Here is a 17,181-nt window from a genome sequence, read left to right as displayed (position 1 = left end):
GAGCCGTCTCCATGGACAACGAAGCAAAATTTCTCGAATACCTGAAGCGGGCCACGGCAGATTTGCGCAAGGCCCGCCGACGGGTACGGGAACTGGAGGATCGCGACCAGGAACCGGTGGCGATCGTCGGCATGGGCTGCCGGTTCCCGGGTGGGGTCGGCGATCCGGACGGCTTCTGGCAGTTGCTCGCCACCGGCGTGGACGCGATCTCCGGCTTTCCGGCCGACCGCGGCTGGGACACCGAGAGCCTTTACGGCGCCGTTTCCGGCTCGGAGGCGTCGACGACGCGTCAGGGCGGGTTCGTCTACGACGCGTCCGGGTTCGACGCCGACTTCTTCGGGATCAGCCCGCGCGAGGCCTTGGCCATGGATCCGCAGCAGCGGGTCCTGCTCGAAACGTCCTGGGAAGCCCTGGAACAGGCCGGGATCGACCCCAGCGGGTTGCGCGGCTCCGCCACCGGGGTCTTCGCCGGGGCCGGGTTCTCCGCCTACGGCGCGGCGGTGCCCGCCAGTGACGCCGAAGGCTATGTCGTCACCGGCAACGCCACCAGCGTGATCTCCGGGCGGGTGGCGTACACGCTCGGCCTTGAAGGTCCTGCGGTGACGGTGGACACGGCCTGCTCGTCCTCCCTGGTCGCGCTGCATCTGGCGGTGCAGGCGCTGCGTACGGGCGAGTGCACGCTGGCTCTGGCCGGTGGCGTGACCGTGATGGCCGAGCCGGGAACGTTCGCCGAATTCTCCCGGCAGGGCGGCCTCGCCTTCGACGGGCGGTGCAAGGCGTTCGCCGCCGGCGCCGACGGCACCGGCTGGGGCGAGGGCGCCGGCATGCTCGTCGTCGAGCGGCTGTCCGACGCGCACCGCAACGGCCACCGGGTGCTGGCCGTGGTCCGTGGCAGCGCGGTGAACCAGGACGGCGCGTCGAACGGCCTGACCGCGCCGAACGGCCCCTCCCAGCAGCGCGTCATCCGGTCCGCGCTCGCCAGTGCCCGGCTGTCGGCCACCGAGGTGGACGCGGTCGAGGCGCACGGGACCGGCACGGTGCTGGGCGACCCGATCGAGGCCCAGGCTCTGCTGGCCACCTACGGTCAGGACCGGGACGACGACCAGCCGCTCTGGCTCGGCTCGGTGAAGTCGAACATCGGCCACACCCAGGCCGCCGCCGGCGTCGCCGGGGTCATCAAGATGGTCCTGGCTATGCGGCACGGCGTGCTGCCGCGCACCCTGCACGCCGAAGATCCCTCCCCGTACGTGGACTGGTCGGCCGGGCAGGTCCGGTTGCTGACCGAGCCGGTGCCGTGGCCCGCCGTCGAGCAGCCACGCCGAGCAGGCGTCTCCGCCTTCGGGATCAGCGGCACCAACGCCCACGTCATCCTCGAAGAGCCCCCGGCCCGCGCCCCCGCCGCCCCGACGCCCACCCCTGACGGCCCCGAGATCCCGACGGACGCGGACGCGGCGCGACCTCCCGCCGACGCCCCTGAGGCTCCGGCCGGCGCGAAGCTTCCCCTTGACAGTCCTGAGGTTCCGGCGGGCGCCGCGGGACTTTCCGCTGACGGTTCCGAGCTCCTGGCCGGCGCCGGTGCCGCGGGACTTCCTGTGTTGCGGAGCGGCACGGTGGGTTGGCTGGTGTCGGGCCAGAGCGCCGACGGCCTGCGGGCCCAGGCGTCGCGGCTCGCCGCGCACCTTGACGCGCGCCCCGCGACGACCCCGGTGGACGTGGCCTGGTCGCTGGCCACCACCCGCCCGGCCCTCGAACACCGGGCCGTCGTGCTCGGCGACGACCGCGACCAGCTCGTCACAGCGGTGTCCGCGCTGGCCGCCTCGACCCCGTCGGCCGCCGTCGTGGCCGGCGTCGCCGAGGTCTCCCGGCGGGTCGTCTTCGTCTTCCCCGGCCAGGGCTCGCAGTGGGTCGGGATGGGCCGCGAGCTGGCCGAGGCCAGCCCGGTGTTCGCGGCCCGGCTGGCCGAGTGCGGTCGGGCGCTGGCTCCGTACGTGGACTGGTCGTTGGACGATGTGCTGCACGGCCGGGAGGGTGCGCCGGGCCTGGACCGGGTCGACGTGGTGCAGCCGGTGCTGTGGGCCGTGATGGTGTCCCTCGCCGAGCTGTGGCAGGCCGCCGGGGTGAAACCCGATGCCGTGGTCGGACATTCGCAGGGCGAGATCGCGGCCGCGGTCGTCGCCGGGATCCTCTCCCTGGCCGACGCGGCGAAGGTGGTCGCGCTGCGCAGCCAGGCACTGATCGCCCTGTCCGGAGCCGGTGGCATGCTCTCCGTCGCCGCGCCGGTGGACGCCGTCGCCACCAGGCTGGCGCCGAGCGGCGACCGGCTGTCGGTGGCGGCGGTGAACGGGCCGGCCGCCACCGTCGTCTCCGGTGAGCCGGCCGCCCTGGCTGAGCTGGCCGACGCGTTCGAGCGGGACGGTGTACGCACCCGTCTGCTGCCGGTGGACTACGCCTCCCACGGGCCACAGGTCGACGCCATCCGCGACGAGGTGCTGAGGCTGCTGGCAGGCATCACCCCGCTGCCGGCGCGGCTGCCGATGGTCTCGGCGATGACCGGTGAGCATCTGGCAGGTCCCGAGGCGGACGCCGGATACTGGTACGCGAGCCTGCGCGCGACGGTCCAGTTCTCCCGGGCCGTCGAGACGCTGAGCCGGGACGAGTACGGCGCCTTCATCGAGGTGTCCGCGCACCCGGTCCTGACCACCGCGATCGCCGCCACCCTGGAGACGGACGCCCTGGAGGCCGGCGCCCTGACCGCGCCGGTGGTGTCCGGCACACTGCGCCGCGACGACGGCGGGCCCGCCCGGCTGCTGGCCTCCCTGGCCGAGGTGTACGTCCGCGGCGTCGCCGTGAACTGGCCGTCCGTGCTGCCCGAGGGCGAGCGCGTCGACCTGCCGACGTACGCCTTCCAGCGGCGGTACTACTGGCCGAAGCCCGTCCCGCGCGGCTCGTACGACGGCTCCGCGGCGGATCCGGTGTCGGAGGGCGAAGCCCGGTTCTGGGCGGCCGTCGAGGCCGACGACGTGGCCGGCCTGGCCGGCGCGCTCTCCGTCGAGGGCGGCTGGCCGTTCAGCGACGTCGTCCCCGCGATGGCCTCGTGGCGTCGCCGCGAACGCGACCGCTCGACGGTGGCCGACTGGCGCTACCGGGTGGCCTGGACACCGATCGCCGACCCCGCTCCGACCCCCCTCTCAGGTACCTGGCTCGTCCTGGCCCCGACCCCCGCGCCGGCCGCCCGTGAGGACTCGCGCGACGACCTGGCCGCCGCGGCCGCCCCTGAGGAGTCGGACGGCGACCTGGCCGCCACGGTCGGGCGGGCTCTGTCCGCTCGCGGTGCTGACGTCGTCCTCGTGCGGGTCGCGCCGGACGCGCTCGACCGTGAGGCGCTCGCCCTTCAGATCGGAACGGTTGCGACGTCGGCCGGGCAGCCGGCCGGGGTGCTCTCGCTGCTGGCGCTGGACGAGGCGCCGCTGGCCGGGTGGCCGGTCGTGGCCGGAGGGCTGGCCGGCACGCTGGGGCTGGTGCAGGTGCTCGGCGACGCCGGGATCGCGGCCCCCTTGTGGCTGCTCACCCAGGGGGCGGTCGCGGCGGGCCCGGACGAGGCGCTGACGAACCCGATCCAGGCTCAGGTATGGGGACTGGGCCGGGTCGCCGGCCTGGAGCACCCGGACCGCTGGGGCGGCCTGATCGACCTTCCGCCCGAGCTCGACGAGCGGGCCGCCGAGCGCTTCGGCGCCGTCCTGGCCGGATGCGGTGAGGACCAGGTCGTGATCCGGCCCGGTGGCATCCGGGCCCGGCGACTGGTCCGGTCGGGCACCCGCCGGACCGACCCCGTACAGCCGTGGACGACGCGCGGCAGCGTGCTGCTCACCGGGGCCGGCGGCGCGATCGGCCCTGACCTGGCCGCCTGGCTGGCCCGCTCACACGTACCGCACGCGGTGCTCGCCAGCCGCCGGGGCCCGCAGACGCCCGGAGCCGCGACCCTCGCCGCGACCATGGCCGAGGCCGGCACCGCAGTGGCCATCGCCGGCTGCGATGTGGCCGACCGGGACAGCGTCGCAGGACTGCTGCGCTGGATCCCGACGGTGGCCGCCCCGCTGTCGGCGGTGATCCACGCGGCGGTGGCCGTCGAGCTGACCCCGCTGCGGGATACGGACGTGGCCGAACTCGCCCTCGCCTCCAGCGCCAAGGTCGCCGGCGCGGCCCACCTGGACGAACTCACCGCCGACCTGGACCTCGACGCGTTCGTCCTGTTCTCCTCGATCACCGCCACCTGGGGCGTCAGCGATCACGGCTCCTACGCGGCCGCGAACGCCTACCTCGACGCGCTGGCCGAGCACCGGCGCTCCCGCGGCCTGCCCGCCACCTCGGTGGCCTGGGGCGTCTGGAATTCGGGCGGCCGTTTCGACGAAACCCCCGCCGGGGAGCCTGAGCAGGCGGAAGAGCCGGTGCACGCCGCGGAGTGGCTCCCGCAGAGCCTGATCCCGGACCGGTTGCGGCGCCAGGGGCTGCGGTTGCTGGACCCGGCTCGGGCCCTGATGGCGCTGGGTCAGGTGCTCGCCGCCGACGAGAGCGCGCCGGTCGTCGCCGACGTCGACTGGCCCCGGTTCTCGGCCGTGTTCAACGCGGCCCGCTCGTGGCGTCTGCTGGACGAGATCCCCGAGGCCCGCCAGGTGGCGGCCGAGCAGGGAGCCGTCGCGGTGTCGGGCGAGGCGGCCGAACTCCTCGCCCGCCTGCTCGGCGTGTCATCGACGCAGCGCGAGCGGATCATGACGGAGCTGGTGCGCGGGCACGCGGCCGCCGTTCTCGGGCACAGCTCACCGGACGCCGTCCAGGCCGCGCGGGCCTTCCGGGACATGGGGTTCGACTCGCTGACGGCGGTGGAGCTGCGCGGCCGGCTGAACCAGGCCACCGGCCTGCGACTGCCCTCGACCGTGGTCTTCGACTATCCGTCCCCGCTGGCGCTGGCCAGGCAACTCCTGACCCAGCTGATCGGGTCGGCGGCCCTGACGCCGGACGAGCCGAGAGTGACGCCGGTGTCGTCGGCCGACCCGGTGGTGATCGTGGGGATGGGCTGCCGGTTCCCCGGTGGCGCGGACAGCCCCGAAGCGCTGTGGGAGCTGCTGGCGACCGGCGCGGACGCCATCTCCGGCTTCCCCGCCGACCGCGGCTGGGACCTCACGGGCCTGGTCGACGCCGGTACGGGCGAGGCGTCGTACACGCCCGAGGGCGGGTTCATCACCGGCATGGCGGACTTCGATCCGGGGTTCTTCCGGATCAGCCCGCGCGAGGCGTTGGGCATGGACCCGCAGCAGCGGCTGCTGCTGGAGACGTCGTGGGAGGCCCTGGAACGGGCCGGGATCGATCCGGTGACGTTGCGCGGCTCGCTGACCGGCGTCTTCACCGGCGCGTCGTCCTCGGGGTACGCCGGCCAGGCCGGTTACGGGGCCGGGGTGGCGGGTTCCGAAGGTCACCTGATGATCGGGAACCTGACCAGCGTGATCTCCGGCCGGGTCTCGTACACGCTCGGCCTCGAAGGCCCTGCGGTGACCGTGGACACCGCCTGCTCGTCGGCGCTCGTCTCGCTGCACCTGGCCGCGCAGGCGCTGCGCGGCGGCGAGTGCGACCTGGCGTTGGCCGGCGGCGTCATGGTGATCACCGACCCGACCGAGTTCATCGGCTTCTCCCACCAGGGCGCGCTGGCGGCCGATGCGCGCTGCAAGGCGTTCTCGGCGGACGCGGACGGGATGAGCCTGTCCGAGGGCGTCGGAATGCTCGTCCTGGAACGGCTTTCGGACGCGCGCCGGAACGGGCATCCGGTCCTCGCGGTGGTGGCCGGCAGCGCGGTCAACCAGGACGGCGCCTCGAACGGGCTGTCCGCGCCGAACGGCCCGTCGCAGCAGCGGGTCATCCGGGCGGCTTTGGCCGGCGCCGGGCTGCGGCCGGGCGACATCGACGTGATCGAGGCGCACGGCACCGGGACCGCGCTCGGCGACCCGATCGAGGCTCAGGCCATCCTGGCCACGTACGGTCAGGACCGGCCCGAGGAGCGGCCGGTGCTGCTGGGGTCGGTGAAGTCGAACATCGGGCACGCCCAGCAGGCGGCGGGCGTGGCCGGGGTCATCAAGATGGTCCTGGCCCTGCGGAACGAGCTGCTGCCGGCCACCCTGCACGCGGACGTGCCGACGCCCCACGTGGACTGGACCGCCGGGCACGTTGAGCTGCTGCACCGGCCGATGCCCTGGACCCGCCAGGAGGACGCCCGCCCGCGACGGGCCGGGGTGTCCTCCTTCGGGATCAGCGGCACCAACGCTCACGTCATCATCGAGGAAGCCCCGGAAGAGGCGGCCCCAATCGCCGGCATCACGCCGCCCGCCGACAGCACGACGGACGCCGACAGGTCGGCGGACGCAGGAGGAACGAGCGGCGAGGCCGTCTCCGGAACCGCCGACCCTCGGCCGAAGGTCCTCACCGGCGCGAGCGCGGCCTGGCTCGTGTCGGGGCACACCCCGGCCGGCCTGACCGACCAGGCCCGGCGACTGGCCGCCCACCTGGACGCCGACCCGCGCCTCGACCCGGCCGATGTCGGCTGGTCGCTGGCCACCACCCGCACGGCGCTGGAGCACCGGGCCGTGCTGCGGGGCGAGACCCGCGACGACCTCATGGCCGCGCTGACCGCGCTCGCGGCCGGCGAGCCGTCGGCCGGGGTGATCACTGGCACCGCCGGAGCCGCTGGGCCCGTGGTGTTCGTGTTCCCTGGTCAGGGGGGTCAGTGGGTTGGTATGGGGCGGGAGTTGGCCGAGGCGAGTCCGGTGTTCGCGGCTCGGTTGGCTGAGTGTGGGGAGGCGTTGGCTCCGTACGTTGAGTGGGATCTCGTCGAGGTGCTGGGCGATTCGGGGGTTTTGTCGCGGCTTGATGTGGTGCATCCGGTTTTGTGGGCTGTGATGGTGTCGTTGGCGGCGGTGTGGGAGGCGGCGGGGGTTCGTCCGGATGCGGTGATCGGTCATAGTCAGGGGGAGATCGCGGCCGCGTGTGTGGCGGGGGTGTTGTCGCTTTCGGATGGTGCGCGGGTGGTGGCTCGTCGTGGTCAGGCGATGATGGCGCTGGCCGGCCGGGGTGGCGTGTTGTCGATCGCTGCTTCCCTGGAAGCTGTTGAGGCTCGGTTGCGGCCTGGTGTGTCGGTGGCGACGGTGAACGGTCCTGAGGCTGTCACGGTGTCGGGTGCGGTGGATGCGCTGAGTTCGCTTGCGGCGGAGTGTGAGCGGGATGGTGTTCGGGCGCGGTTCGTGCCGATGGATTATGCGCCGCATGGTCCGCAGGTGGAGGGCATCCGGGGTGAGGTGCTGGCTGCCTTGGAGGGGGTTGTTCCTGGTACTGCGGTGATTCCGATGGTTTCGGGGATGACCGGTGACTATCTGGATGGGTCTGAGGCGGGTCCGGAGTATTGGTATGCGAGTCTGCGTTCGACGGTGCAGTTCGCGCGGGGTGTGGAGCGGCTGGGTCGTGACGGCTATGGGGTGTTCGTTGAGGTTTCGCCGCATCCGGTGCTGACGACGGCGATGGCCGCCACGCTGGAAACCGCTGAGATCGTGCCGGTGGTGACCGGCACCTTGCGCCGGGATGAGGGTGGTCCGGCGCGGGTTCTGGCTTCGCTGGCCGAGGTGCATGTCCGGGGCGTTCCCGTGGACTGGACCGCGGTCCTGCCCACCGGCCGGCGCGTCGACCTGCCCACCTACGCCTTCCAACGCCAGCGGTACTGGCCGAAACCGATGGTGGCCACCGCCGCAGGGGCCAACGCCCTGGGGCTGGGCGCGGCCGACCATCCGCTGCTGGGTGCGGCCGTGGACCTGGCCGGCGGTCAAGGATTGCTGTTCACCGGACGGCTGTCGTTACGAGCCCAGCCCTGGCTGGCCGATCACGCGATCGCCGGAACCGTCCTGCTGCCTGGGACGGCGTTCGTGGAGCTCGCCGTCCGGGCCGGATTCCAGGCCGGTTGCCCCCGCATCGAGGAGCTGACCCTAGCCGCGCCGCTGGTCCTGCCCCCCGAGGGCGCGGTCCGGGTGCAGGTCATCGTGAGCGCCCCGGACGAGCGGGGACATCGGGCGGTCGAGGTGTACGGCCAGGCCGAGAAGGCGGCCGGCGACGGCGCTTGGACTCGGCACGCGGCCGGGCTGCTCGCCCCGGCCACGGCTCCGATGGACCTTGAGTCCGGCGATTTCCGGATCTGGCCGCCGGACGGCGCCGAACCGGTCGACCTGACCGGCCGGTACGAGGCTCAGGCCGAGGGCGGCTACGGGTTCGGGCCGATGTTCCGTGGCCTGCGCTCGGCCTGGCGGCGCGGAGGCGACGTCTTCGCCGAGGTGGCACTCCCGGAGGACGCGACCGACGACGCGGCCGGCTTCGGCCTGCACCCGGCGCTGCTCGACTCCTCCCTGCACGCCGCCGGCCTGGCCGGGAACGCCTGGACCGGAGCCACCGCCGGGGGACAGGAGGTCCTGCTGCCCTTCGCCTGGACCGGGCTGTCCCTGTACGCGGCCGGCGCCGCCCGGCTGCGGGTCCGCCTCCGTCAGGACGCCGACAGCGGCGGGATCTCGCTCCTCGCCGCCGACACCAGCGGCGCGCTCGTGGTCTCCGCCGACTCCTTGGTGCTGCGCCCGGTCGCCGCCGGAGCCCTCCAGACGGCCGGAGACGCTCTCGACGACAGCCTGTTCGCCATCGAATGGACACCGATCAGTGGCACCCCGAGCGCTGACACCGTGGACCGGGCCATGGACTTGGCCGTGGTCGGCGCCGATCCCTTCGGGCTGGCCACCGGGCTCACCGCGTGCGGCGTTCAGCCGCGGACCCAGGCCGACCTCACCGCCCTGGCCGAGGCCGTTGACGCCGGAGCCCCCGTCCCCGACCTGGTCTTCGCAGGCATCGACGGAACCGGTTACGCCACCGATCCGGCCCAGTCGGCCAGGCGACTGACCGGGGAGGTGCTCGACCTCCTCCATCAGTGGCTGGCCCTGGACGCGCTGGCGCCGGCCCGGCTGGTGATCGTCAGTCGCGGAGCCGTCGCCACCGAAGCCGGTGCGCAGGTGACCGACCTGGCCGCCGCAGCCGCCTGGGGACTGGTCCGCTCCGCGCAGTCGGAGAACCCGGACCGGCTGATCCTGGCCGATCTACCCGCGACCGGAGCCGACGACGACACCTTCGCCGTGCTCGCCGCCGCGCTGGGCTCCGGCGAACCGGAGCTCGCCGTCCGCGACCACACCGCCCGCGGACGGCGGCTGGTGCGCTCGGCCACCCCGCCGCTGACCCCACCCGCCACCGGCCCCTGGCGGCTGGACGCCCCGGAGAAGGGCGCCCTGACCGGCCTGGCCCTCGTGCCGTACCCGGAGGCGACCGCACCGCTGCAGGCGGGAGAGGTACGGATCGCCGTCCGCGCCGTCGGCCTGAACTTCCGCGACGTCCTGATCGCCCTCGGCATGTACCCGGTGGAGGCGCTGGTCGGCACCGAGATCGCCGGTGTCGTCACCGAGATCGGCGCCGGGGTGACCCAGCTGAGCGTCGGGGATCGCGTGCTCGGGATGGCGGCCGGTGGCGCCGGCCCCCTCACCGTCACCGACGCCCGCCTCCTGACCCGGATGCCGTCGGACTGGTCGTTCGCCGCGGCCGCCACCGTGCCGATCGCCTACTCGACCGCCTGGTACGCGCTGGTCGACCTCGCCGCCGCCCGCCCCGGGCAGCGACTCCTCGTGCACGCCGCGACCGGCGGGGTCGGCACGGCCGCGGTCGCGGTGGCCCGGCACCTGGGCCTTGAGGTGTACGCCACCGCGAGCCCGGGCAAGTGGGCCGCGCTGCGGGAGATGGGCCTGGACGACGACCACATCGCCTCGTCCCGGACGGCCGACTTCGAGACCGCCTTCCTGGCCGCCACGGGCGGCGAGGGCATGGACATCGTCCTCAACGCGCTGGCCGGTGAGCTGACCGACGCGTCGCTGCGGTTGCTGCACGGCGGCGGCATGTTCCTGGAGATGGGCAAAACCGACGTCCGCGACCCGGCCGAGCTCGCCCGCGACCACCCGGACGTGAACTACCAGGCCTTCGTCACCGGCGACGCGGCCCCCGAACGGCTCACCGAGATCCTGGCCGAGACCACCGGGCTGATCGAGGACGGCACGCTGGCGATGCCCCCGATGCGGGTCTGGGACGTGCGCCGGGCGCCGGAGGCGTTCCGGTTCATGAGCCAGGCGCGGCACGTCGGCAAGATCGTGCTGACCGTTCCCCCCGGCCGCGAGCCCGGCACAGTTCTGATCACCGGCGGCACCGGAACCCTGGGCGGCCTGGTCGCCCGGCATCTGGCCGCCACCGGACGTGCCACCCGGCTGGTGCTGACCAGCAGGTCGGGGCCTGCCGCTCGTGGCGCCGCCGCGCTGGCCGCCGACCTGGCCTCGGCCGGCCTCGGCGTACGGATCATCGCCGGCGACGCCGCTGACCGTTCCGCGCTGGCCACAGTGCTGGCCCCTATGGTGGGTTCAGCGCCCGTTCGCAGGGCGGTCGGTGAGAGGCTGCGCGGCGTCGTGCACACCGCCGGAGTCCTGGACGACGGCGTGATCGGCTCGCTGACCCCCGCCCGGATCGACGCGGTCCTGCGCCCCAAGGCGGACGCCGCCTGGAACCTGCACGAGCTCACCCGAGGCGTGGACCTGGACGCCTTCGTCCTGTTCTCGGCCGGCGCCGCGACGTTCGGCGCCGCCGGACAGGGCAACTACGCCGCCGGGAACGCCTTCCTCGACGCGCTGGCCGCTCACCGGCTCGCCGCAGGGCTGCCGGCCGTCTCCCTGGCCTGGGGACTGTGGGCCGACGCCAGCGCCATGACCGAGAACCTCAGCGCCCAGGACGTGAACCGGATCTCCCAAGGCGGTGTCGAAGCCCTCACCGCCGACCAGGGACTCGGCCTCCTGGACCTGGCCCTGACCAGGGACGACGCCCTTCTGGTCCCGGCCCGCCTCGACGTGGCCGGGATCCGGGCGCAGGCCGCGCTGGGCGCCGGCCTCGCCCCGCTGTGGCGGGCTCTCACCGGGGGCCCGGCCCGCCCGCCGATGGCGTCCGCCGTCGGCGCGCACGGAGGATCGGCCGCGGAGGCCCTGCGTCAGCAGCTCGCAGGCAGCTCCGGAGCGGACCGGGACCGGCTGCTCCTGGACCTGGTCCGCGGCCACGTCGCCGCCGTCCTCGGACACACCTCACCCGAGGCCGTCGAACCCCGCCGGGCCTTCCGCGACCTCGGATTCGACTCCCTGACCTCGGTCGAACTGCGCAACCGGCTCGCCACCGCCACCGGCCTGCGGCTCCCGGCGACGGTGGTGTTCGACCACCCGTCTTCCTCGGCTCTCGCCGACCACCTGCGTACGCGGCTCCTGGGCGAGGGCGCCCTGGTGACGGCGGCCCCGGCCGTGGCCGCCGCTGCCGGGGAGCCGATCGCGATCGTGGCCATGAGCTGCCGCTTCCCCGGCGACGTACAGGATCCTGAGGGGTTCTGGGAGCTTCTGGCCGCCGGCACCGACGCGATCTCCCCGCTGCCGCGCGACCGCGGCTGGGACACCGCCGGGTTGTCCGAGCAGGACCTCGCCCACGTCGGCGCGAACACCGGCCAGGGCGGATTCATCAGCGGCGCGACGGACTTCGACCATGACTTCTTCGGGATCAGCCCGCGCGAGGCGCTGACCATGGACCCCCAGCAGCGCCTGCTGCTGGAGACCTCCTGGGAGGCGCTCGAGCGAGCCGGTCTCGACCCGGGCACCCTGCGCGGCTCCGCCACCGGCGTGTACGTGGGGGCGGCGTTCTCCGGGTACGGCGCCGGTCTGCCCGCCGAACTGGCCGGCCACATGATGACCGGCACCGCCGCCAGTGTGATGTCCGGGCGGATCTCGTACACGCTGGGTCTTGAAGGGCCCGCGGTCACGATCGACACCGCGTGCTCGTCCTCGCTGGTCGCCCTGCACCTGGCCGTGGCCGCGCTGCGGGCGGGGGAGTGCACGATGGCGCTGGCCGGTGGGGCCACGATCATGGCCACGCCGGGAGGGCTGGTCAGCTTCTCCCAGCAGCAGGCCCTGGCCGCCGACGGGCGGTGCAAGGCGTTCTCCACCCTGGCCGACGGCATGGGCATGGCCGAGGGCGCCGGCATGCTGGTGATCGAGAAGCTCTCGGACGCGCAGCGGAACGGGCACCCGGTGCTGGCCGTGATCCGCGGCAGCGCGATGAACCAGGACGGCGCCTCCAACGGCCTGACCGCGCCGAACGGCCCCTCCCAGCAACGCGTCATCCGGGCCGCGCTCGCGAACGCCCGCCTGTCCCCGGCCGACGTGGACGTGGTCGAGGCACACGGCACCGGCACCGAACTGGGCGACCCGATCGAGGCGCAGGCCCTGCTGTCCACGTACGGACAGGATCGTCCTGAGGACCGGCCGTTGTGGCTCGGCTCGGTGAAGTCCAACATCGGGCACACGCAGTGCGCCGCCGGAGTGGCCAGCGTGATCAAGATGGTTCTGGCGCTGGGCCATGAGGAACTGCCGAGGAGCCTGTACGCCGACCGCCCGTCCACCCACGTGGACTGGACCGAGGGTGACATCCGGCTGCTGGCCGAGGCTCAGCCGTGGCCGGTGAACGGGCGGGCGCGCCGGGCCGGGGTGTCCTCGTTCGGGATCAGCGGCACGAACGTTCACCTTCTCCTTGAAGAGGCTCCCGCTCCGGTCCCGCCGGTGAAGGCCGCGACCGGGTCCCTGCCCGTTCTCACCGGAACGGCCACCGCGTGGCCGGTGTCCGGCCGGACCCGCGCCGCGCTGGCGGGCCAGGCGAGCCGGCTGGGCGAACTCGTGTCGGCCCAGCCCGGCCTGGACGTCGAGGACGTGGCCTGGTCGCTCGTCACCAGCCGGTCGGTGTTCGAGCACCGGGCCGTGGTCACCGGCCGGAACCGGGAGGAACTGCTCTCGGGCCTGTCGGCGGTGACCACGGGACTGCCGGCCGCCGGGGTCGTCTCCGGAGAGGTGCCGGTCGGCGGCGGTACCGGCCGGGTGGTGTTCGTGTTCCCCGGTCAGGGGTCGCAGTGGGCCGGGATGGGGCGCGAGCTGGCGGCGTCTTCGCCGGTGTTCGCGGCCCGGCTGGCCGAATGCGGGCAGGCTCTGGCTCCTTACGTGGACTGGTCGTTGGATGACGTGCTGGCCGGTGCGGCGGAGCTCGACCGGGTGGACGTCGTCCAGCCCGCGCTGTGGGCCGTGATGGTATCCCTGGCCGCGTTCTGGCAGGCGGCTGGGGTGGAGCCGGATGCGGTGGTCGGGCACTCGCAGGGGGAGATCGCGGCTGCGGTGGTGGCGGGGGTCCTGTCGCTGGACGACGCGGCCAAGATCGTGGCGTTGCGCAGCCGGGCGTTGACGGCTCTGTCGGGCGGGGGCGGGATGCTCTCGATCGCCGAGTCCGCGGATGCGGTCGAGGCGCGGGTGGCGTCGTGGGACGGCCGCGTGTCGGTGGCGGCCGTGAACGGGCCCGGCGCGACGGTCGTCTCGGGCGAGGTCGATGCGCTGGCGGCGCTGCTGGCCGACTGCGAACGGGACGGCGTCCGGGCACGGATGCTGCCGGTGGACTACGCCTCACACGGCCCGCAGGTGGACTCGTTGCGTGAGGAGATCCTGAGCCTGCTGGACGGTGTCACCCCGCAGCCGGGCCGGATCCCGATGGTGTCGGCGATGACCGGTGAATTCCTCGAAGGCCCGGAGATGGACGCCGGGTACTGGTACGCCAGCCTGCGGGCGAGCGTGCAGTTCTCCCGGGCGATCGAAGCGCTGGGCGGATACGGGGTGTTCATCGAGTGCTCCCCGCACCCCGTCCTGACCGCCCCGATCACCGCCACCCTCGAAGGACTCTCCGCCACCGCCGAGCCGGTGGTCACCGGGACCCTGCGCCGGGACGACGGCGGGCCGCTGCGGGCGCTGGCCTCCCTCGCCGAGGTGTACGTGCGCGGCGTCGGCGTCGACTGGACCAGGGTGCTGGCCGAGGCCGAACGGGTGGACCTGCCGACGTACGCGTTCGTGCCCCAGCGGTTCTGGCCGGCGCCGGTCGGGTCCGGGTCCGGGGACGTCACCTCGGCCGGTCTCGACTCCGTCGGTCACCCGCTGCTGGGCGCGAGCGTCGAACTGGCCGAGGGCGAGGGACTGGTCGTCACCGGGCGCCTGTCGCTGCGGGCACAGCCATGGCTGGCCGACCATGCGGTCGCCGGGATCGTGGTCCTGCCGGGCACGGCGCTCGCCGAACTCGCGGTCGTGGCCGGTCACCAGGCCGGTTGCCCCCGGATCGAGAAGCTCACCCTGACCGCGCCGCTGGTGCTGTCCGCCGACCATCCGACCCAGGTTCAGATCACCCTCGGCGCCCCGGAGGACGGCGGGCCGCAGCCCGGCCGGAGAACGGTCCAGATCTACGCCCGTACGGAAACTCCCGGCGACCCGAACGAACCCGCCTCTTCTTGGACCTGGCATGCCGGCGGCGTGCTGACCCCGGCGCGACCCGCCGAGCCCGCCCTGGCCCGGGACTTCCTCACTTGGCCTCCCACCGACGCCGAACCGATCGACCTCACCGGCCTCGCCGGCACCCAGACCGCCGCCGGGCACGACTACGGCCCGGCCTTCCGCGGCCTGCGGGCGGCCTGGCGGCAGGGGGATGACATCGTCGCGGAGGTCGCGCTGCCCGAACCGGCCGCCGCCGAGGCCGGCGTCTTCGGCCTCCACCCGGCCCTGCTCGACGCCGCCTTCCAGACCACGGCACTCCTCGCGGACTCTGACATGACCGGCCGGTCAGAGCCTGACACGACCGGCTCGGTGGGCCGTGGCGGAACCGGCCTGGGAGAGGCCGGCGGAACCGGGGTCCGGCTGCCGTTCTCCTGGGGCGAGGTCTCGGTGTACTCGGCGGGCGCGTCGCGGCTGCGGGTCCGGCTCCGTGCCACCCCCGACGGATGGTCGCTGACCGCCGCGGACGGCACCGGGGTGCCCGTGGCGTCGGTCGGCTCGCTGGAGCTGCGGCCGGTGACGGCCGGGCAGCTCCGGATCGCCGGGAACACCCTGCGTGACGCCCTGTTCGGGCTGGCGTGGGTGCCGGTCCCCGATCCCACCGTCGCGGTCACCGGTCCGTGGGCGGTCACCGGGCCCGACCTCATCGGACTCGGAGCCGGACTGCGCGCGGTCGGCGCCACCGTGGCCGACCACCCGGACCTGGACGCCCTGGCCGCCGCCGTCGAGGCCGGTGAACCCGTCCCGCAGTTCGTCGTCGCCTGCCTGCCGACGGCGGCGAAGACCACCGAGCAACCGGGCGAGGCCGTCCGGAGGGTGACCCGCGACGTCGAAGCCCTGGTACGCCAGTGGCTGGCGCTCGAATCGCTGACCGGAGCCCGTCTGGTGCTGGTGACCCGGGGTGCGGTCGCGACCGGACCGGACCAGCCCACGCCGGACCTGACCGGCGCCGCCGTCTGGGGGCTGGTCCGTTCGGCCCAATCCCGGAACCCCGGCCGCCTGATCCTGGCCGACCTGGCAGCCGAGAACCCCGACGGCAGTACGAACGACCGGCTGAGCATGCTGGCCGCCTCCTTGACCTCGGACGAGCCAGAACTGGCCCTGCGGGGCGACACGGTGTACGGCCGGCGGCTGACGCGCCCGGCCGGTGGCGTCATCCCCACGAACCCACCCACCGGCCACACGCCGGGGACGGTCCTGGTCACCGGCGGCCCCGGAACGGCGGCGGCCCGCGCCGCCCAGCACCTCGCCCGCACCGGCCGGGCCACCGCCGTCACCGTCGCCACCCGTCCCGGCCCGTCCGCCCCCGGCACCGCCACCCTGGCCGCCACCCTCGCCACAGCCGGGGCGGCCGTCCAGATCATCGCCTGCGACCTCACCACCTGGACCGACCGGGATCGGGGAGAGCGGCCGGACAGCGGAGTTCCTGGGGATCGGGGAGAGGCTGCGAACAGCGGAGAACTGATAGACAGCGGAGACGTTCAGGACGTTGGAGACCTCCAGAGCAGCCCGTCCGTTGAGGGCGGCTGGCCCCGCCAGGACAGGGGGGACGTCCGAGACATCCGAGCCGGCCTGGAGGGCATGCTGGGCGGCCGATTCGAGGCCCCGTTGAAGATGGTGATCCACCAGGACGACGACGCTCTGACGGCGCCCGACGTGGCCTGGAACCTGCACCGGCTCACCGCCGGTCTCGACCTTGACGCGTTCGTCTTGTTCTCCACCCTCACCGCCACCCTCGGCACCCCCGAGACGACCGAACGAACGAGCGCCCAGGCCGGCTTCCTACAGGCCCTGGCCGCCCACCGCCGCGCAGCCGGCCTCCCGGCCATCGCCCTGGCCTGGGGTCCGTCACCAGGTGGAGACACGGCCCCCGGATCCGGTTCCGAGGCTTCGGGTAAGCGCCTTGCGCCGATCGCTGATCTGAGCGAGGGCGACGCGCTGGCGCTGTTCGATCTCGTGCTGGAGCGGGACGAGGACTTCCTGGTGCCGGCGCGGCTGAATCTGGCCCGGCTGCGCACCCCGGCCGACTCGGAACCGGCCCCCGTATGGCGCAGCCTCGCCGGGGCCGTGGGCGCGGCGGAGCCGGAGGACGATCACTCCGAGGTCGCCGAGGCCCTGCGCCGGCAGCTGGAGACACTGTCGCCCGACGATCAGGAACGGATGCTGCTCACCCTGGTCCGGGCCCACGTGGCCGCCGTCCTCGGCCAGGGCTCGCCCGAGGCGATCGATCCGCGCCGCGCCTTCAGCGACCTCGGGTTCGACTCGATGATCGCGGTCGAACTGCGCAACCGGCTCAACACGGCCACCGGCCTGAAACTGCCCGCCACGGTCGTCTTCGACTACCCCACCACGGCGGCGGTGGCCGAGTACCTGCGCGAGAGCCTGGTGCTCGACGGCGCCCCCGGCGTCGACGCCGAGGAGGAAACGCTTCGGCGCATCCTGGCCACCACCGCGATATCCCGGTTCCGCGACGCCGGAATCCTCGACGCCCTCATGCGTCTGGCCGATCCCGACAGCGCGACCCCGGACTCCGACGGCGGCAGCCGCGCCGAGGACATCGACGGGCTCGACGCCGAGAGCCTGGTCCGGATGGCGCTGGATTCCGAAAGTGCTGACTACTGATGCCCTGTGACACGTGGAGGTTGTC

At 73.9% G+C, this 17,181-nt stretch carries 1 protein-coding gene; it reads left to right on the top strand.

Annotated features, from left to right (window positions below):
* Positions 1–11: 11 nt before the first annotated feature.
* Complete coding sequence (locus tag ACTMTF_RS46320; RefSeq protein ID WP_441116466.1) at positions 12–17,156, top strand: beta-ketoacyl synthase N-terminal-like domain-containing protein; 17,145 nt, start codon at positions 12–14, stop codon at positions 17,154–17,156.
* Positions 17,157–17,181 lie beyond the last annotated feature (25 nt).

Source organism: Nonomuraea sp. ZG12 (genome assembly GCF_052068115.1).
In the GTDB taxonomy this organism is placed as follows: Bacteria; Actinomycetota; Actinomycetes; order Streptosporangiales; family Streptosporangiaceae; genus Nonomuraea.
This window is presented reverse-complemented; position numbering and strand designations above follow the sequence as displayed.